A 16,687-nucleotide genomic window follows, 5' to 3' on the forward strand; every position below is an offset into this window, starting at 1 on the left:
TCCTTGCGGGCAGCAGCCCGCCGCGTCGTCGCGTCTTGCCTGGCACCCCGATCACGGCACCGGCGGAGCGCATCCAACTGCCGTTTCCAGGGTTAACTTCGCGCCAACGAGAACAACAAGGTCGCGTAGCCGGTTTCGGGCGCTGCTGGGCGCCTTGTCTGTCGGTGTGATGCATGGGGTGCTCGCTCGCGTTGGTGGCCAACGAGCCGCCGGCGCAGAGCGGTGCATGCAGGCAGAAGCAGAAGCGCGTGGCACGCTTTGGTTGCTGCACATCTGCTGCACAAACGAGCGGCCGCGGGTAGCACAGACAGGCGTACAACGTGTAGCAGTCAAGAAAAAAGCCGCTGCAAATCAATGAAATTGCAGCGGCTTCCCATATGGCTGGCGGAGTGGACGGGACTCGAACCCGCGACCCCCGGCGTGACAGGCCGGTATTCTAACCAACTGAACTACCACTCCGCGTGGTGCGGCTTTCGCTCTTGCGAGCCAAGCGCCACAAACTTGGCGACCCTACGGGGATTCGAACCCCGGTACTCACCGTGAAAGGGTGATGTCCTAGGCCTCTAGACGATAGGGTCAAAACCTTGGGACTGATTCTCAAGAAATTGGTGGAGGTAAACGGGATCGAACCGATGACCTCTTGCATGCCATGCAAGCGCTCTCCCAGCTGAGCTATACCCCCATAGTTTTCGACCCTGCGAATCCGCTCGGCCGCCAACTCCTGAGCCTTGAATTATAGACAGATATTCAGCGGCTCCGCAATATTTCCAAGATTTTTTCTCGTCCGATGAGCTCGATGACCGCATCGACCGACGGAGTGTGCGGCGTGCCCATGGCCAGTACACGCACGGGCATTGCAAGCTGCGGCATCTTCAAGCCATGTTCCGCCAACACAGTCTTGATCGCCGCGGCGATCGATGGCTTGTCCCATGTGCCTACTGCGAGTTGCGCAGCCAGCGCATCCAGTGCCGGCGCGATGGCCGCAGTGATGTGCTTCTCGCGGTCTTCCTGCGTGGGCGCTATCGCCGCACCATAAAAGATGGCCGCCCAGTCCGCCAGTGCCACCGTCGTCTCGCAACGATCCTTGAACAAGGCACAGATGCGTGGGAGCCGCCCGTCCGCGAGCACATCCGCAGAGAAACCGCGGCGCACCAGGATTGCGCTCGCCAGCACAGCCAGTTCGTCATCGCCCATTGCCTTGATGTGCTGCGCATTGACCCAGCGCAGCTTGGCCTCGTCGAACTGCGCGGCACTTTTTCCAAGATGGTCGAGATCGAACCACTGCAGGAACTGCGTGCGCGAAAAAATCTCGTCATCGCCATGACTCCAGCCCAGGCGCGCAAGGTAGTTGATCATCGCGTCGGGCAGATAGCCCTCATCGCGGTACTGCGTCACCGGCTTGGCGCCGTTGCGCTTGCTCATCTTCTCGCCCTGCTCGTTGAGCACGGTGGGCAGGTGGGCGTAGACGGGCGGCTCCTTGCCGAGGGCGCGGAAGATGTTGATCTGCCGCGGCGTGTTGTTCACGTGGTCGTCGCCTCGGATCACATGCGTGATCGCCATGTCGATGTCATCCACCACCACGCAGAAGTTGTAGGTCGGCGTTCCATCGGGCCGCGCGATCACGAGGTCGTCGAGTTCCTCGTTGTGGATCTCGATGCGCCCCTTGACCTTGTCGTCCCACGCCACGACGCCCGCCATCGGGTTCTTGAAGCGCAGCACCGGCTGCACACCAGCGGGAACAGCGGGCAAAACCTTGCCGGGCTCTGGGCGCCAGGTGCCGTCATAGCGCGGCTTCTGCCTGGCGGCCATCTGGCGTTCGCGCAGCGCATCGAGTTCGGCCACGCTCATGTAGCAGGGATAGACCAGGCCCTGCGCCTGCATCAGCGCCAGCACCTCCTTGTAGCGGTCCATGCGCTGCATCTGGTAGTACGGCCCTTCGTCTGGCGTCAGGCCCAGCCATTGCATGCTTTCAAGGATCACATCCACGGCCGCCTGGGTGGAGCGCTCGAGATCGGTATCCTCGATGCGCAGGATGAAGGCGCCACCCGTGGAGCGGGCGAAAGCCCAGGGGTAGAGCGCCGAGCGGATATTGCCAAGGTGGATGAATCCTGTGGGCGACGGGGCGAAGCGGGTGCGGATTTTTTGTTGTGTCATGCGCTGAGGGTATCCAGACCGCGCAGCAGATCGGCCTTGATGTCGTCGATATGGTCGAGCCCGACCGCCACGCGGATCAGCCCCTGGCCGATGCCCGCCGCCTGGCGCTGGACCTCGGTGAGCCGTCCGTGCGAGGTGGTCGCCGGATGTGTGATGGTGGTCTTGGTGTCGCCCAGGTTCGCGGTGATGCTGCATACGCGCGTGCTGTCGATCACATGGAACGCTGCGCGGCGCAATGCATCCACGCCATCGGCCTTCACGTCGAAAGACAGCACCGCGCTACCCATGCCGCCCTGCTGCCGCATGGCCAGCGCGTGCTGGGGGTGGGACTCCAGGCCCGGGTAGTACACGCGGGCGATGGCGGGGTGCGCCTCCAGCCAGCGCGCGAGCTGCAATGCGTTGGCGCATTGCGCCTGCATGCGTATCGACAGTGTTTCCAGCCCCTTGAGCACCACCCAGGCGTTGAACGGCGAGAGTGCCATGCCCGCTGTGCGCACGGTGGCGGCGAATACGTCCACGATGTACTTGCGCGGGCCGCAGATGGCGCCGGCCAGCACCCGCCCCTGGCCATCGAGGTATTTGGTGCCCGAATGGATGACGAGGTCCGCGCCGTATTCCGCGGGCCGCTGCAGGGCCGGGGAGCAAAAGCAGTTGTCCACCGCCAGCAAGGCGCCCGCCGCATGCGCAATGTCCGCAAGCGCGGCGATGTCGCAGACTTCGGTCAGCGGATTGGTCGGCGTTTCGGCGAACAGCAGGCGGGTGTTGGGCCGCACGGCGGCGCGCCAGGCGTCCACGTCCGTCTGCGAGACGAAGGTCGATTCCACGCCGAACTTGGCGAACTCCTTGCCGATCAGGCTCATGGTCGCGCCGAAGGTCGAGCGCGAACACACCACGTGGTCGCCGGCCTTCAGCAAGCCCATGCAGAGCATGAGGATGGCGCCCATGCCGCTCGACGCGGCGATGGCGGCCTCGGTACCTTCGAGCACCGCCAGCCGGCGCTCGAAGCTCGCCACCGTGGGGTTGGATGTGCGCGTGTAGGTGAAGCCGTCCTCGGTGCCGGCGAAGCGGCGGGCCGAGGTTTCGGCATCGGGCTGCACGAAGCTGCTCGTGAGGTACAGCGCCTCGGAGTTCTCGCCATAGACGCTGCGCGGCATGGCCTCGCGCACCGCCAGCGTTTCGCGGTGCAGGCCCGGGGGAAGGGTATGGTCGTCGGTCACGGGACAAGCCTTGTGGTATGGGTGGCGTCAGGCTGCCTCGGCGTTCGGGAGTGCCAGGCGGGAGGTGTCTTCGTCGCCCTCCTCCGTGGCGCCCACGCGGCCCTGGTTGAGCCGCGCGATGTCGCCGGCGGTGATGTCGCCGGTCACGTACACGCCATCGAAGCAGGAAGCGTCGAAGCCGTCGAGCTGCGGGTTGAGCGAACCGATGGCCTTCTTCATGCCCTCCACATCCTGGTAGATCAGCGCGTCGCAGCCGATGATGGCGCGCACCTCCTCCACCGTGCGCCCGTGGGCCACCAGTTCGGTCTCGGTCGGCATGTCGATGCCGTAGACGTTGGGGTAGCGCACCGGCGGCGCCGCGCTGGCCAGGTAGACCTTGCGCGCGCCGGCATCGCGGGCCATCTGCACGATCTCGCGGCTGGTGGTGCCGCGCACGATGGAGTCGTCCACCAGCAGCACGTTGCGGCCCTTGAACTCGCTGCCGATCACGTTGAGCTTCTGGCGCACCGACTTCTTGCGCACGCCCTGCCCCGGCATGATGAAGGTGCGGCCCACGTAGCGGTTCTTCACGAAGCCTTCGCGGTACGGAATGCCCAGCAGGTGGGCAAGCTGCGTGGCGCTGGGCCGGCTCGATTCGGGAATGGGGATCACCACGTCGATCTCCTGCGGCGGCACCGTGGAGATCACGCGCTTGGCCAGGGTTTCGCCCAGGTTCAGCCGTGCCTGGTAGACCGAGATGCCGTCCAGTTCGGAGTCGGGTCTTGCGAGATAGACGAATTCAAAGATGCACGGCGTGAGGCTGGCCTTGTCCGCGCACTGTTGCGCATGTACCGTGCCGTCGAGGCCGATGAACACGGCTTCGCCCGGCGCGATGTTGCGTTCGAACACATGTCCCGTGCCTTCCAGCGCCACCGACTCGCTGGCCACCATCACCGTGCCGTCGTTGCAGCGCCCCAGGCCCAGGGGCCGGATGCCGTGCGGGTCGCGGAACGCCAGCAGGCCATGGCCCGCGATCAGCGCGACCACCGCATACGAGCCCTTGATGCGCCGATGCACGCTACGCACGGCGGCGAACACATCGTCCACCTGCAGCGGCACGCCGCGCGTGGCTTTTTCCAGCTCGTGCGCCAGCACGTTGAGCAGCACCTCGGAGTCGCTCTCGGTATTGGTGTGGCGATGGTCGGTGGAGAACAGCTCGGCGCGCAGCGCCTGGGCGTTCGTCAGGTTGCCGTTGTGCACCAGCACGATGCCGAACGGTGCGTTGACGTAGAACGGCTGGGCCTCTTCCTCGCTGTAGGCGTTGCCCGCAGTCGGATAGCGCACCTGGCCGAGCCCCACGTTGCCCGGCAGCGCGCGCATGTTGCGCGTGCGGAACACGTCGCGCACCATGCCCTTGGCCTTGTGCATGAAGAATTTGTGGCCGAGCTGCGTCACGATGCCCGCGGCGTCCTGCCCGCGATGCTGCAGCAGCAGCAAGGCGTCGTAGATCAATTGGTTGACAGGCGCGCTGCTGACAACGCCAACGATTCCACACATAGGTTTCCATCCCACCCCGGAAGGCCCGCCGCGACGGGGCGGGGACACCATCCAAGGCAAAGCTTCACGAAGGAAGATGCCTTCCGAACTCTTCCGGCAATGCCGGCTTCAGACTCTTCAGCGCCGCCGCAAGCACGGGCGCCCCTTTTGACTCCCGCCACCACGCGCTGGCATGCAACGGCGTCATCTGCGCCAGAACCGTCGCTGCCAGCAGCAGCACCACGCCGCGCAGGATACCGAACGCGGCGCCCAGGGTGCGGTCCACAGGCCGCAATCCGATCACCTCCATCAACCGCTTGCCGACCCATGCGAGAAAGCCGCATGCAAACAGCACCGCCACGAACGCCAGCACGAAGCCGGCGGCATGGCGCAGTGTCTCGTCGAACTCCGCCATCGGCAGCCACTCCGCCACCCGCGGCGCCAGCCACTGGGCCGCCACGAAGGCCACGACCCAGCCCAGCACCGACAGCACCTCGTACACCAAGCCCCGCCACGCTCCCACCAGCATGGAGGCCAGCAGAACCGCCACGAACACCCAATCCAGCGCCGACATGCGGGGGGCCAAGGCTACAACGCGAGGATCGCGGCAGGCAAATCCAAGCCCTTGATCCGCGACGCGGCGCGGTCGGCCTCGGCGCGCGTGGCGAACGGCCCCACGCGCACCCGCGTGCGCGGCCCGTCCTTGGTTTCGACCGTCTGCGTATAGGTTTTGAGACCCGCTTTTTCAACCCTCTGCCGCACTTCGCGCGCCTTGCCCTGGTCGCTGAACGCACCGACCTGCACGACGAAACGCCCGTCGGCAGCCGTCGGAACCTTGCCTTCGAGCAGCGCCTGCGCGCGCGCACTGCTGTCGCGCGAAGGCGTGGCGGCGGGCGGCTTGTCTTGCACCTTGGGCCCGGGCTTCGGAACGGCAGGCGGCTCTTTGGGGAGTACGGGTGGCGCCACCGTTGCCGGTGCGGGCGGCACGGCGGCCTGCGGCTCCTTGCCGCTTTCCGTGCGGGCAGACGCAGACACGATTTCTTCCCGCGGCGGTACAGGCGGCTGAGGCACCGGCGCCACCGCAGGGGCCGGTGGCGCTGCGGCAACCGTGGCCGCAGGCGCCGCCACTTCCGGCGCAGCCGCCGATACCGCAGGCGGGGCCACGAGCGGCATGGCCTGGTTGCGGTCGGGCACCACGATGGGAATGTCCACGGGGATGGGCCGCGGCTGGGTGTCGAACAGCAGGGGAAAACCGACTACGCCGATCAGCACCAGCGCAGCGGCGCCGATCAGCCGATGGCGGGCGCGCCGACGCAGCAGCTCCACGCTGTCCGAAGGCCCCGCGTGCGTCCTGGCGGGGGCTTTGGCGACCTTGGGAGCAGGCTTGTCGCCCTGCTCCTTCGCGCCAGGCCAGCGGAACTTGAAAAATGCCATGGATGCAGGTCTATGCGCTGTTCTGCGCGTTGAGGTGCGGGGCGTCGAGGCGGGGCACCCCGTCCTTCAGCACGCCGCCCACGGTGTAGAACGAGCCAAAGACCACGATTCTATCAGCCGGGTCCGCCGCGGCGATGGCTCCGCGCAGGGCCGCAAGGGGGTCGGCATAGGTGCTGGCCGGCACCTCGCGCCGCTGGCCCGCCACGATCTGCACCGCCCGCCATTTGGCGAGCAGCTGCGCCGCTGATTCGGCCCGGGGCGTCGGCAGGTCGGTGAAATACCAGCGGTCGATGAGTGGCTGCACCTTCGCCAGCATGGCGCCCAGGTCCTTGTCCGCCATGGCGCCGAACACGGCATGGGTGGTGGGGTAGAAGCCCATCGCGTCCAGATTGGCGGCCAGCGCGGCCACCGAATGCGGGTTGTGGGCCACGTCCAGCACCAGCGTGGGCTGGCCCGGCACGATCTGGAAGCGCCCCGGCAGCTCCACCATCGCCAGCCCCGTGCGCACGGCCTGGGCCGTGACCGGCAGCACGCCGCGCAGCGCCTCGAACGCCGCCAGCACGCCCGATGCGTTGACGAGCTGGTTGGCGCCGCGCAGCGCCGGGTATGCCAGCCCCGCGTAGCGGCGCCCGCGCCCGGCCCAACTCCACTGCTGCTGGTCGCCGGAATAGTTGAAGTCGCGCCCGAAGCGCCACAGGTCCGCGCCGATAGCCTCGGCATGCGCGACCACGCTCTGCGGCGGCACCGGGTCGCTCACGATGGCGGGCCGCCCGGGGCGCAGGATGCCGGCCTTCTCGCGCCCAATGCTCTCGCGGTCGGGGCCCAGGTATTCCATGTGGTCGAGGTCGATGCTGGTGACGATGGCGCAGTCGGCATCGACGATGTTGGTGGCGTCGAGCCGCCCGCCCAGCCCCACTTCGAGGATGGCGACGTCCAGCCCCGCCTGGCTCATCAGGCGCAGGATCGCCAGCGTGGTGAACTCGAAATAGCTCAGCGACACGGATGCATCGCGCGTGCGGGCTTCCTCCACGGCGCCGAAATGCGGCAGCAGGTCGGCGGTGGCCACGACGTCGCCGCGGATGCGGCAGCGCTCCTCGAACCGCACCAGGTGCGGCGAGCCATAGACCCCCGTGCGGTAGCCCGCCTGCAGCGCGATGGCTTCGAGCATGGCGCAGCTCGAGCCCTTGCCATTGGTGCCGGCCACGGTGACCACGGGGCAGTCGAAGCGCAGGTCGAGCCGGCGCGCCACCTCGCGCACGCGCTCCAGGCCCAGTGCGATGTTCTGGGGGTGCAGGCGCTCGCAGTGCGCAAGCCAGGCGTCGAGCGTGGAATATTCGGTATGCATCACGGGGCGTGATTGTCGCGCAGGCCCGAAATGGCGGATCATCGGCAAATGAGCATCCCCATCGTCTATGGCATCCCCAACTGCAGCACCGTCAAGAAGTCGCGCACCTGGCTCGACGAGCATGGCGTGGCCCATGCATTCCACGATTTCAAGAAACAGGGCGTTCCCGCCGACCGGCTGGCGGCCTGGATCGCCGCCGTGGGCTGGGAAAAGCTGCTGAACCGCCAGGGCACCGCCTGGCGCCGCCTGCCGCCCGAAACCCAGGCCCAGGTACGCGACGCGGCCAGCGCCAGCACACTCATGCAGGCCCAGCCCAGCGTCATCAAGCGCCCGGTCGTGGAGTGGCCGGCGGGCACGGCACAGGCACCCACCGTGGGCTTCGTGCCGCAGCAGTGGGCGCAGCGGGCCACCGGGGCGCAGAATCGAGGGCGCACCCCCTCGGCACAAAGCTTTACATGACTTTATGCCGCATTGAAGGCCCGGATATGGGAGGTCGATAAACTTTTTACCCACATGGCGCGTTAAACACCCATGAAGGAGTTTTCAATCATGAAGAAGCTGGTTCTCTTCTCGGCGCTGGCAGCCACTGCTGGCCTGTGCGCGGCGCAGCAGGAGCAGGGCCGCGTGCTGTCGGCCACGCCCATCGTGCAGCAGGTGGCGATTCCGCAACAGGTCTGCAACACGGAAACCGTGGTCACGCAAGCGCCGCACACGGGGGCTGGCGCGGTGATGGGCGCCATCGCGGGCGGCGCTATCGGCAATGCCATCGGCGGCGGCAGCGGGCGCGCGGCGGCCACGGCGCTGGGCATCTTCGGCGGTGCCATCACGGGCGACCGCATCGAGGGCAACGGCCAGCCGCAGTACCAGAACGTGCAGCGCTGCGGCACGCAGACCTCGTATGAAAACCGCACCACCGGCTACACCGTGGTGTACGAATACGCGGGCCGCCAGTACACCACCCAGACCGCGACCGACCCGGGCCCCACCATTGCGGTACAGGTGGTGCCGGCGGCGGGCAACGACCATGGCGGCAACAGCTACTCCAGCCGACCGCCCACGATATACCAGTCGCAGCAGCCCATGTATGTGCAGCCGGGCATGGTGGTGCCGACCTATGCGACGCCGCCAGTGGTCTACGCCCCCGGCTATGCACCCGGCTATGCGCCCCCCAACATATCGCTGGATCTGGGCTATTCCTATTCGCGTGGCGACCATCACCGCCACTGGCGCTGACCGCGCGCCTGGCCAGCACGAGGGGCCCCGGCGGCCTCTTTTTCAGCCCCTTTTCCTTTGGCGGGTCGGCCTGCAATCGCAGGCGCATAGCGGCCGCGCAAGAAAGAATTTTCTCAATGAAATCGGCCTCCAGCGCTTATTCTACCTGCGGTGACAGCTATCAAAATAGAAGCAAACAACCCCAAACGACTTATGCAGAACGGGTTCAGGCAAGACGCGCGTTCTTTGGACGCAACGGCTGGTGCATCCTTGTTTGCGTAAGTCCTGCCAAAGTTTGCGCATGACCACCGAGCGCATCGACAACGTTTCCATCACCACCCGGGCCAACGTGTATTTCGACGGCAAATGCGTGAGCCACGGCTTCACGCTGGCCGACGGCTCGCAGCAGAGCGTGGGCGTGATCCTGCCGTCCACGCTGACCTTCACCACCGGCGCGCCGGAAGTCATGGAGGGCGTGGCCGGTGCCTGCGAATACCGCCTGGCGGGCGCCGATGCGTGGGTGAAGTCGGGCGTGGGCGAGCGCTTCAGCGTGCCGGGGCAGCCGAGCTTCGACATCCGCGTGAGCGGCGAGCCCTACTGCTACATCTGCCGCTTCGGCTGATTCCCCGGCCCGCGTGCGGCAGCGAGCAAGAACACCGCCCAAACATATACTCCCCCCTCCACCTCATCTCCAGCGCAGTAAATTAGCCGACTTATATTATATACTCCCAGGGAGTATATGGAATTCCAGCACCAGCAGGCCGGCTACACCACCACCGGCTCGGGTTCGAGCAGGATGCCGAAGCGCTCGTACACGCTGGTCTGGATGGCGCGCGCCAGCGTCATCACCTCGCCACCGCTCACGCTGTCGGCGCCGCTGCCGCGGTTGACCAGCACCAGCGCCTGCCGCTCATGCACGCCCGCCTTGCCTACGGATTTGCCCTTCCAGCCGCAGGCGTCGATGAGCCAGCCGGCGGCCAGCTTGACGCTGCCGTCGGGCATGGGGTAGTGCACGATCTTCGGCTCGCGCTCGATGATGTCGGCGCACTGCTCGGGCGTGACGCTGGGGTTCTTGAAGAAGCTGCCCGCGTTGCCCACGACCGCCGGGTCGGGCAGCTTGGCGCGGCGAATGGCGCAGACCCAGTCGAATATCTGCTGCGCACCGGGGTGGGCGATGCCCGTCTGCGCGCAGCGGCGCGCCAGGTCCAGGTAGCCCAGCTCGGGCCGCCAGGGCCTGGGCAGGCGCAGGCGCACGCGCGTGATGAGCGCGCGCCCTGCCAACCCCATGTTGCGCGGCAGCATGGGCGCTCCATCCCCCATGTTGCGCGGCAGCATGGGCGCTCCATCCCCCATGTTGCGCGGCAGGGCGCCGCCGGCCTGCGCCTCGGGCGCGTGCTTGAATACCGAATCGCGGTAGCCAAAGGCGCATTGCGCCGCGTCGAGCGTGAAGGAGCGCCCGGTCAGCAGGTCCACCGCGTCCAGCGACTCGAAGCGGTCCTGCAGCTCCACGCCGTAGGCACCGATGTTCTGCACCGGCGCGGCACCCGCCGTGCCGGGGATCAGCGCCAGGTTCTCCAGGCCCGGCAAACCGTGCGCGACGGTCCAGCGCACCACCTCGTGCCAGGCCTCGCCCGCGCCAGCCTCCACGATGACCGCGTGCGGCGTCTCGTCCACCACGCGCAGGCCGCGGATCTCCACCTTCAGCACCAGCGCCCGCAGGTCGCCCGTGAGGACGATGTTGCTGCCCCCGCCCAGCACGAAGCGGGGCTCGCCACGCCAGCGCGGGTCGTCCACGATCGCGCGCACATCATCCTCGGCGGCGATGTGCGCCAGGGACTGCGCGCGCGCCACGATGCCGAAGGTGTTGTAGGGCTGGAGCGGAACATTTTTCTCGACTAACATCCACCCCATTGTCTCATCGGCCCCCCCCTGGCGAACACCCTCCATGCCTTCTTTCGATACCGTCTGCGAAGCCAACCTGGTCGAGGTCAAGAACGCCGTGGACAACACGGCCAAGGAAATCGGCACGCGCTTCGACTTCAAGGGCACCTCTGCCGCCATCGAGATCAAGGAGCGCGAGATCACCCTCTTGGGCGACGCCGACTTCCAGCTCACCCAGATCGAGGACGTGCTGCGCGCCAAGCTCGCCAAGCGCAGCGTGGACGTGCGCTTCCTCGACGCGGGTGCGGTGCAGAAGATCGGCGGCGACAAGGTCAAGCAGACCATCAAGGTGCGCAACGGCATCGAGGCCGAACTGGCCAAGAAAATCCAGCGCCTGGTGAAGGACAGCAAGCTCAAGGTGCAGGCCGCCATCCAGGGCGACGCGGTGCGCGTCAGCGGCGCCAAGCGTGACGACCTGCAGAGCGCCATGGCACTGCTGCGCAAGGAAATCACCGACGTGCCGCTATCCTTCAACAATTTCCGGGACTGAACATTCTCCCCCGCCCCGCCGGCCGCGCGGCCCGCGTCCTACCATGCCCCATGCGCCGCACCACCTCCTGGCCCTTGCTTCGCCGTTGCTGCTGCTGGCCTGCGGCAGCGCCTGGGGCCAGAGCGTCGGGCTGGCGGGCATCCTGGGGCGCGAGCGGGCGCTGCTGGTGGTTGACGGCGGCGCGCCGCGCAGCGTGGCCGCGGGCCAGTCGCTGCAGGGCGTGAAGGTGCTGGAGATCGGGCGCGACGCGGTGGTGGTGGACATCGCCGGCAGCCGCGCCACGCTGCGCATGGGCGACGCGCCCGTGAGCGTGGGCAACCGCGGCGGCGGCAACCGCATCGTCCTCATGGCCGACAGCCGCGGCCACTTCATCCACCAGGGGCGCATCAACGGGCAGACGATGCAGTTCATGGTCGATACCGGCGCCACCACCGTCGCCATCGGCATGGCCGAGGCCGAGCGCATGGGCCTGGACTTCCGCGCCGGCACGCCGGTGCGCCTGGCCACCGCCAACGGCACGGCGCAGGGCTGGGCCGTCAAGCTCGGCTCCCTGCGCATCGACGACGTGGAGCTGTTCGGCGTGGACGCGGTCGTCACCCCCATGCCCATGCCCTACGTGCTGCTGGGCAACAACTTCCTCGCGCAATTCCAGTTGACCCGTCAGAGCGACCAGATGGTGCTCGAGAAGCGCTACTGATCCTGCATGCTGCCGGCCCCGCCCATCAACACCTACGACAGCAGCTACGAAGACCTGCAAAGCCAGTGGACCGACCTGGAGCTGGGCCTGTCTATGCTGCTGGCCCACCCGCGGCAGGCGCAGGAATTCCCGCGCAAGGTGCGCCAGTTCGACCGCTGGATGCAGGACCTCGTCACCCACGACACCGACGCGGCGCTCTACCTGCTGTTCCAGCTCGCGCTGACCTCCTCGGTGGGCTACAGCGCCTCGCACGCGCTGGTGTGCGCGGCGCTCTGCCACATCGTGGCGCCGCAGCTCGGCATGACCGGCGCCGTGCGCGACAGCCTGGTGCGCGCGGCCATCACCATGAACATCGGCATGACCGAGCTGCAGGACGTGCTGGCCGAACAGCGCGAGCGGCCCTCCTCCGCGCAGCAGGAGGCCATCCGCAGCCACCCGCAGCGCGGCCGGCTGATGCTGGAGCAGTTCGGCATCGCCGACGGGCTGTGGCTCGACACCGTGGCCCAGCACCATGCCGCGCAGTCCGGCAAGCCGGTGTACGACGCGCTGCCGCAGGCCCAGCGCCCGGCCTACGTGCTCGGGCTCATCGACCGCTACGCCGCCATGATCAGCCCGCGCAAGTCACGCCCGGGCCGCAGCGCGACCGACACGGTGCGCATGATCGTCGGCGACGAGCTGCAGCCGCGCGACCCCGTGGGCATCGCCCTGGTGCGCAGCGTGGGCCTGTGCCCGCCCGGCACCTTCGTGCGGCTGGACAACGGCGACACCGCCGTGGTGCTGCGGCGCAGCAGCCAGGCCAACCAGCCGCTGGTCGCCAGCCTGCTCGACAGCCATGCCGAGCCCTACGAGCAGCCCCGCCTGCACCATACCAGCGACGGCAAGCCGCACATCCAGTCCGCCCTGTCGCAGGTGGCCCTGCGTGTGGAACTGAACCACCGCACCATGGTGCGGCTGGGGCTTTACGTGTCGCAGGGCCGGGCCAGCCTGGAGGGCTGATGCGTCAAGAAAGTTCAAGCCTTTTCGGCCTCCAGCGCAGGTGCATAAAGCGCCTGCAGCTATCGATTGGATAGCGTTTCAGCGCTTCTTGCCCAGCCGTGGCTCTTGCCCTTCGACCAGCCGCCGGATGTTGCCGCGGTGGCGCCAGGCCAGCAGCACGGCCATCGCGGCGATGGCCGCCGCCACCGGCGTGTCGGCATCCCAGGCCGCGCCCGCGCCCAGCAGGTAGATGAACGGCGCGAACGCCGCCGCCACCAGCGAGGCCAGCGACGAATAGCGCATGGCCGCCACCACCGCCAGCCAGACCAGCACCACCGCCAGGCCCAGCAGCCAGTCCACGCCGAGCAGCACGCCCAGCGCCGTGGCCACGCCCTTGCCGCCCTGGAAGCGGAAGAACACCGGGTACAGATGCCCGAGGAACGCTGCCAGCCCCACGAGCGCCACCGTGCCCTCGCCCAGGCCCCAGGGCCCGCCGAACCAGCGCACCAGCGCCACCGGCAGCCAGCCCTTGGCCGCGTCGAGCAGCAGGGTGACGATGGCCGCCGCCTTGCTGCCCGAACGCAGCACGTTGGTGGCCCCGGGGTTGCCGCTGCCGTAGCTGCGCGGGTCGCCCAGGCCCATGGCGCGGCTCACCATGACGGCGAACGACAGCGAGCCCACCAGATAGGCGGCCACGGCGGCGAGAACGGGGTACAGAGCCTGCACGGCTTCTCCTTCTTGTGTATGCGGCTGGCATGGAAAGCGGGGGCCATTCTGCCAGCCCCCGTGCCGCATGCCCCGGCCAGGCGGCGCCGCTATTGCTGCAGCGCGCACTGCACGGGTTTGGCGCCGAGCAGCCGTGCGCAGGCCCGCGGGTCGATCTCCACCAGGTAGCCGCGCCGCCCGCCGTTGATGTGGATGGCGGGCAGCGCCAGGATGCTTTCCTCGACATAGACCGGCATGGCCCGGCGCGTGCCGAACGGCGAGGTGCCGCCCACCAGGTAGCCGCTGTGGCGGCTGGCCGTCTCGGGCGTGCAGGGCTCGACCGACTTGGCGCCGATCTGCCGCGCGAGGTTCTTGGTGGACACCTTGCGGTCGCCGTGCATCAGCACGATCAGCGGGCGGGCGTCCTGGTCCTGCATGACCAGGGTCTTGACCACGCGGTGCTCGTCCACGCCGAGTTGCCGGGCCGATTCCGCCGTGCCGCCATGCTCCACGTAGTCGTAGGCGTGGCCCGTGAAGGGCACGCCGTGCGCCTTCAGGAAAGCCGTCGCGGGGGTTTCGCTGACGTGCAGGTCCTTCTTCGCCATGTGCTCACTGGGCGGGGTCGCGCAGCTCCCAGCGGATGGCGTCGATCTCGGCCAGCAAGTCGGGCGACAGGGTGGTGCCCCAGGCGTCCAGGTCTTCGTCGAGCTGCGCCAGCGAGGTCACGCCGATGATGGTGCTGGCCACCTGCCACTTGGTGTAGCAGAAGGCCAGCGCCAGACGTGTGGGGGTAAGCCCATGCCGGCGCGCCAGCGCGTTGTAGCGACGCGCGGCCGCCAGCGCCTCGGGCCGGCCCCAGCGCTGCTTGCGCACCGATTCGTAGCTGGCGATGCGCGCGCCCTTGGGAGCATCCGGCCCGGTGATGCCCGATTGGTCGTATTTGCCCGTCAGCAGCCCGAAGCCCAGCGGGGAATACGGCAGCAGGGACACGCCCAGGCGGTACATGGTTTCGTCGAGGCCGTTTTCCAGCGCGCGGCTGATCAGGCAGTACACGTTCTGCACCGTGGCCACGCGCGGCAGGCCGTGGGCTTCGGCCAGCCGCACGAACTCGTGCACGCCGTAGGGCGTCTCGTTGGAAAGGCCGATGTAGCGCACCTTGCCGGCCTTCACGAGCCGGTCCATGGCCTGGAGCTGCTCCAGGATCGGCGTCTGCTGCTCGGCGGGCCTGTCCTTGGAAGGGTTGAAGTAGATGCTGCCGAAGGCCGGCGCGTTGCGCTCGGGCCAGTGGATCTGGTAGAGGTCGATCACGTCGGTGCGCAGGCGCTTCAGGCTCGCGTCGCACGAGGCGACGATGTCGTTCGCCGTCATGCCCGCGCCCTCGCGGACCCACGGCATGCCGCGCGACGGGCCGGCCACCTTGGTGGCGAGCACCACCTTGTTGCGCACGCCGGGATGCCGGGTGAACCAGTTGCCGATGATGGTTTCGGTGGCGCCGAAGGTTTCCTTGCGCGCAGGCACGGCATACATCTCGGCCGTGTCCAGAAAGTTGACGCCGCGCGCCAGCGCGCGCTCCAGGATGGCGTGGGCGTCGCCCTCGCCCACCTGCTCGCCGAAGGTCATGGTGCCCAGGCAGATGGGGGTGACGTGCAGGTCGCTGCGGCCAAGCCGGACTTTTTGTGCGTTTTCCATGGCGTGTGCCGCTTTCCTCGAACCAACGATGCGTGCGAGTGTACGGCGGCCCCGCACGCCGCGCAGGCGCTGCGCGCGCCGGCAAACCCGCACAGGGGGCCGCCCGCGCGGCGGCGCATGAGAAAATGCGCGGTTGACTTCCGGGACGCACGTCGCCCCGGCTTTGCCCATTACCCCCAGGACACCCCCATGGACGCAGAACGCACCAACCTCATCGGCACCACCCTTGCGAGCCTGAGCGCACGCACGGTGGATCTCCGGAGGTATCTTTGACTACGATGCCAAGGCCGACCGCCTGCGCACGGTAAACGCATCGCTGGAAGACCCCGCGGTCTGGAACGACCCCAAGCGCGCCCAGGAGCTCGGCAAGGAAAAGAAGATGCTCGACGGCGTGGTGCTCACGCTCGAAAAGCTCACCCAGGGGCTGGCCGACAGCGCCGAGCTGTATGAAATGTCCAAGGAGGAAGGCGACGATGGCGCGCTGGAGGCCATCGAGGCCGATGCCGCCGCCCTGGCCCAGGACGTGGAGGCGCTCGAATTCCGCCGCATGTTCAGCAACGAGGCCGACCCGCTCAACTGCTTCCTGGACATCCAGGCCGGCGCCGGCGGCACCGAGGCCTGCGACTGGGCCAGCATGCTGCTGCGCCAGTACCTGAAGTACGCCGAGCGCAAGGGCTTCAAGGCCACGGTGGAAGACGAGACCCCCGGCGACGTGGCCGGCATCAAGAGCGCCACCATCAAGATCGAGGGCGAGTACGCCTTCGGCCTGCTGCGCACCGAAACCGGCGTGCACCGGCTGGTGCGCAAGTCGCCGTTCGATTCGGCAGGCGGGCGCCACACCAGCTTCGCCAGCGTCTTCGTGTACCCCGAGATCGACGACTCCATCGAGATCAACATCAACCCCGCCGACGTGCGCACCGACACCTTCCGCGCCAGCGGCGCGGGCGGCCAGCACATCAACAAGACCGATTCGGCGGTGCGGCTCACGCACATCCCCACCGGCATCGTGGTGCAGTGCCAGGACGGGCGCAGCCAGCACAGCAACCGCGACGTGGCCTGGCAGCGCCTGCGCTCGCGCCTGTACGACTACGAGATGCGCAAGCGCATGGAAGAGCAGCAGAAGCTGGAAGACACCAAGACCGACGTGGGCTGGGGCCACCAGATCCGCAGCTACGTGCTCGACAACAGCCGCATCAAGGACCTGCGCACGGGCGTCGAGATATCGGCCACGCAGAAGGTGCTCGACGGCGACCTCGACGCCTTCATCGAAGCCTCTCTCAAGCAGGGCGTATGAGAATCAAGCAACCCTTTCT

17 protein-coding genes and 3 tRNA genes are annotated in these 16,687 nt (G+C 67.7%); 7 read left to right on the forward strand and 13 right to left on the reverse strand.

All coding sequences use genetic code 11. The features are described 5' to 3' along the window. Positions 1-382: 382 nt before the first annotated feature. The 9 genes from PY257_RS08595 to folC all read right to left on the reverse strand — a co-directional run bounded on the left by PY257_RS08595 (position 383) and on the right by folC (position 7,665). Positions 383-459, reverse strand: a tRNA-Asp gene (locus PY257_RS08595). 43 nt (positions 460-502) lie between these two features. Then, positions 503-578: transfer RNA gene (locus tag PY257_RS08600), tRNA-Glu, on the reverse strand. 28 nt (positions 579-606) lie between these two features. Continuing rightward, positions 607-682 (reverse strand) — tRNA-Ala (locus PY257_RS08605). Between the two features lie 65 nt (positions 683-747). Then, positions 748-2,154, reverse strand: coding sequence for a glutamate--tRNA ligase (gltX, locus tag PY257_RS08610; protein ID WP_275740943.1), 1,407 nt, complete (start codon positions 2,152-2,154; stop codon positions 748-750). Beyond that, entirely contained in the window at positions 2,151-3,371 is a 1,221-nt protein-coding gene (locus PY257_RS08615) for an O-succinylhomoserine sulfhydrylase (protein WP_275740945.1), read from the reverse strand. Before PY257_RS08615 ends, gltX begins: the two co-directional genes overlap by 4 nt. Positions 3,372-3,398: 27 nt before the next feature. Further along, positions 3,399-4,907: an amidophosphoribosyltransferase gene (gene purF, locus PY257_RS08620; RefSeq protein WP_275740947.1), complete on the reverse strand. Its 1,509-nt coding sequence runs from the start codon at positions 4,905-4,907 to the stop codon at positions 3,399-3,401. Positions 4,908-4,971: 64 nt separating this feature from the next. Beyond that, complete coding sequence (locus tag PY257_RS08625; protein ID WP_275741071.1) at positions 4,972-5,460, reverse strand: CvpA family protein; 489 nt, start codon at positions 5,458-5,460, stop codon at positions 4,972-4,974. 14 nt (positions 5,461-5,474) lie between these two features. Beyond that, complete coding sequence (locus PY257_RS08630) at positions 5,475-6,320, reverse strand: SPOR domain-containing protein (RefSeq protein WP_275740949.1); 846 nt, start codon at positions 6,318-6,320, stop codon at positions 5,475-5,477. Positions 6,321-6,330: 10 nt separating this feature from the next. Continuing rightward, positions 6,331-7,665 carry a bifunctional tetrahydrofolate synthase/dihydrofolate synthase gene (gene folC / locus PY257_RS08635; RefSeq protein WP_275741072.1) on the reverse strand — a complete coding sequence of 445 codons (1,335 nt, stop codon included), beginning with the start codon at positions 7,663-7,665 and terminating at the stop codon, positions 6,331-6,333. A 48-nt stretch (positions 7,666-7,713) separates the two neighbouring features. Between folC and PY257_RS08640 the strand changes: the two genes are divergently transcribed. The 3 genes from PY257_RS08640 (at position 7,714) to ppnP (ending at position 9,499) form a co-directional block, all read left to right on the forward strand. Next, on the forward strand, positions 7,714-8,124 hold the full coding sequence (locus PY257_RS08640) for an arsenate reductase (RefSeq protein WP_275740951.1): 411 nt from the start codon (positions 7,714-7,716) through the stop codon (positions 8,122-8,124). Positions 8,125-8,214: 90 nt separating this feature from the next. Further along, positions 8,215-8,898: a glycine zipper 2TM domain-containing protein gene (locus PY257_RS08645; RefSeq protein ID WP_275740953.1), complete on the forward strand. Its 684-nt coding sequence runs from the start codon at positions 8,215-8,217 to the stop codon at positions 8,896-8,898. Positions 8,899-9,178: 280 nt separating this feature from the next. Beyond that, positions 9,179-9,499 carry a pyrimidine/purine nucleoside phosphorylase gene (gene ppnP, locus PY257_RS08650; protein ID WP_275740955.1) on the forward strand — a complete coding sequence of 107 codons (321 nt, stop codon included), beginning with the start codon at positions 9,179-9,181 and terminating at the stop codon, positions 9,497-9,499. A gap of 143 nt (positions 9,500-9,642) precedes the next feature. Here ppnP and PY257_RS08655 read toward each other — a convergent pair whose 3' ends face one another. Beyond that, positions 9,643-10,779: a UDP-N-acetylmuramate dehydrogenase gene (locus PY257_RS08655; protein WP_275740957.1), complete on the reverse strand. Its 1,137-nt coding sequence runs from the start codon at positions 10,777-10,779 to the stop codon at positions 9,643-9,645. A gap of 43 nt (positions 10,780-10,822) precedes the next feature. Between PY257_RS08655 and PY257_RS08660 the strand changes: the two genes are divergently transcribed. Genes PY257_RS08660 through PY257_RS08670 form a run of 3 tightly spaced genes read left to right on the forward strand, consistent with a single transcriptional unit; the run spans position 10,823 to position 13,001 of the window. Beyond that, positions 10,823-11,308 (forward strand): YajQ family cyclic di-GMP-binding protein, encoded by a 486-nt coding sequence (locus tag PY257_RS08660; protein ID WP_275740959.1) that lies wholly within the window; start codon positions 10,823-10,825, stop codon positions 11,306-11,308. A 43-nt stretch (positions 11,309-11,351) separates the two neighbouring features. Further along, entirely contained in the window at positions 11,352-12,005 is a 654-nt protein-coding gene (locus PY257_RS08665) for a retropepsin-like aspartic protease family protein (protein ID WP_275740961.1), read from the forward strand. A 6-nt stretch (positions 12,006-12,011) separates the two neighbouring features. Next, on the forward strand, positions 12,012-13,001 hold the full coding sequence (locus tag PY257_RS08670) for an HD-GYP domain-containing protein (protein ID WP_275740963.1): 990 nt from the start codon (positions 12,012-12,014) through the stop codon (positions 12,999-13,001). Positions 13,002-13,079: 78 nt separating this feature from the next. Here PY257_RS08670 and plsY read toward each other — a convergent pair whose 3' ends face one another. The 3 genes from plsY to PY257_RS08685 form a co-directional block, all read right to left on the reverse strand. Beyond that, on the reverse strand, positions 13,080-13,706 hold the full coding sequence (gene plsY / locus PY257_RS08675) for a glycerol-3-phosphate 1-O-acyltransferase PlsY (protein ID WP_275740965.1): 627 nt from the start codon (positions 13,704-13,706) through the stop codon (positions 13,080-13,082). Between the two features lie 89 nt (positions 13,707-13,795). Beyond that, complete coding sequence (ybaK, locus tag PY257_RS08680; RefSeq protein ID WP_275740968.1) at positions 13,796-14,290, reverse strand: Cys-tRNA(Pro) deacylase; 495 nt, start codon at positions 14,288-14,290, stop codon at positions 13,796-13,798. Between the two features lie 4 nt (positions 14,291-14,294). Beyond that, positions 14,295-15,374 (reverse strand): aldo/keto reductase, encoded by a 1,080-nt coding sequence (locus tag PY257_RS08685; RefSeq protein ID WP_275740970.1) that lies wholly within the window; start codon positions 15,372-15,374, stop codon positions 14,295-14,297. A gap of 189 nt (positions 15,375-15,563) precedes the next feature. Between PY257_RS08685 and prfB the strand changes: the two genes are divergently transcribed. Then, positions 15,564-16,668 (forward strand): peptide chain release factor 2 gene (prfB, locus tag PY257_RS08690; RefSeq protein ID WP_275740972.1). Its coding sequence is split into 2 segments (ribosomal slippage): positions 15,564-15,644 and positions 15,646-16,668, totalling 1,104 coding nucleotides; the frame shifts between segments, so codons are not numbered across the junction. The last annotated feature ends 19 nt before the right edge of the window (positions 16,669-16,687 follow it).

Origin of the sequence: Curvibacter soli (assembly GCF_029211125.1) — a bacterium.
GTDB classification, from domain to species: domain Bacteria; phylum Pseudomonadota; class Gammaproteobacteria; order Burkholderiales; family Burkholderiaceae_C; genus Curvibacter_A; species Curvibacter_A soli.

Coding starts and splice junctions, on each gene's coding strand:
- PY257_RS08660 (WP_275740959.1), top strand. CDS start 10,823: ATGCCTTCTTTCGATACCGTCTGCGAAGCCAACCTGGTCGAGGTCAAG.
- ppnP (WP_275740955.1), top strand. CDS start 9,179: ATGACCACCGAGCGCATCGACAACGTTTCCATCACCACCCGGGCCAAC.
- purF (WP_275740947.1), bottom strand. CDS start 4,907: ATGTGTGGAATCGTTGGCGTTGTCAGCAGCGCGCCTGTCAACCAATTG.
- gltX (WP_275740943.1), bottom strand. CDS start 2,154: ATGACACAACAAAAAATCCGCACCCGCTTCGCCCCGTCGCCCACAGGA.
- ybaK (WP_275740968.1), bottom strand. CDS start 14,290: ATGGCGAAGAAGGACCTGCACGTCAGCGAAACCCCCGCGACGGCTTTC.
- PY257_RS08630 (WP_275740949.1), bottom strand. CDS start 6,320: ATGGCATTTTTCAAGTTCCGCTGGCCTGGCGCGAAGGAGCAGGGCGAC.
- PY257_RS08685 (WP_275740970.1), bottom strand. CDS start 15,374: ATGGAAAACGCACAAAAAGTCCGGCTTGGCCGCAGCGACCTGCACGTC.
- PY257_RS08670 (WP_275740963.1), top strand. CDS start 12,012: ATGCTGCCGGCCCCGCCCATCAACACCTACGACAGCAGCTACGAAGAC.
- PY257_RS08640 (WP_275740951.1), top strand. CDS start 7,714: ATGAGCATCCCCATCGTCTATGGCATCCCCAACTGCAGCACCGTCAAG.
- folC (WP_275741072.1), bottom strand. CDS start 7,665: ATGCATACCGAATATTCCACGCTCGACGCCTGGCTTGCGCACTGCGAG.
- PY257_RS08645 (WP_275740953.1), top strand. CDS start 8,215: ATGAAGAAGCTGGTTCTCTTCTCGGCGCTGGCAGCCACTGCTGGCCTG.
- PY257_RS08655 (WP_275740957.1), bottom strand. CDS start 10,779: ATGTTAGTCGAGAAAAATGTTCCGCTCCAGCCCTACAACACCTTCGGC.
- PY257_RS08665 (WP_275740961.1), top strand. CDS start 11,352: ATGCCCCATGCGCCGCACCACCTCCTGGCCCTTGCTTCGCCGTTGCTG.
- PY257_RS08625 (WP_275741071.1), bottom strand. CDS start 5,460: ATGTCGGCGCTGGATTGGGTGTTCGTGGCGGTTCTGCTGGCCTCCATG.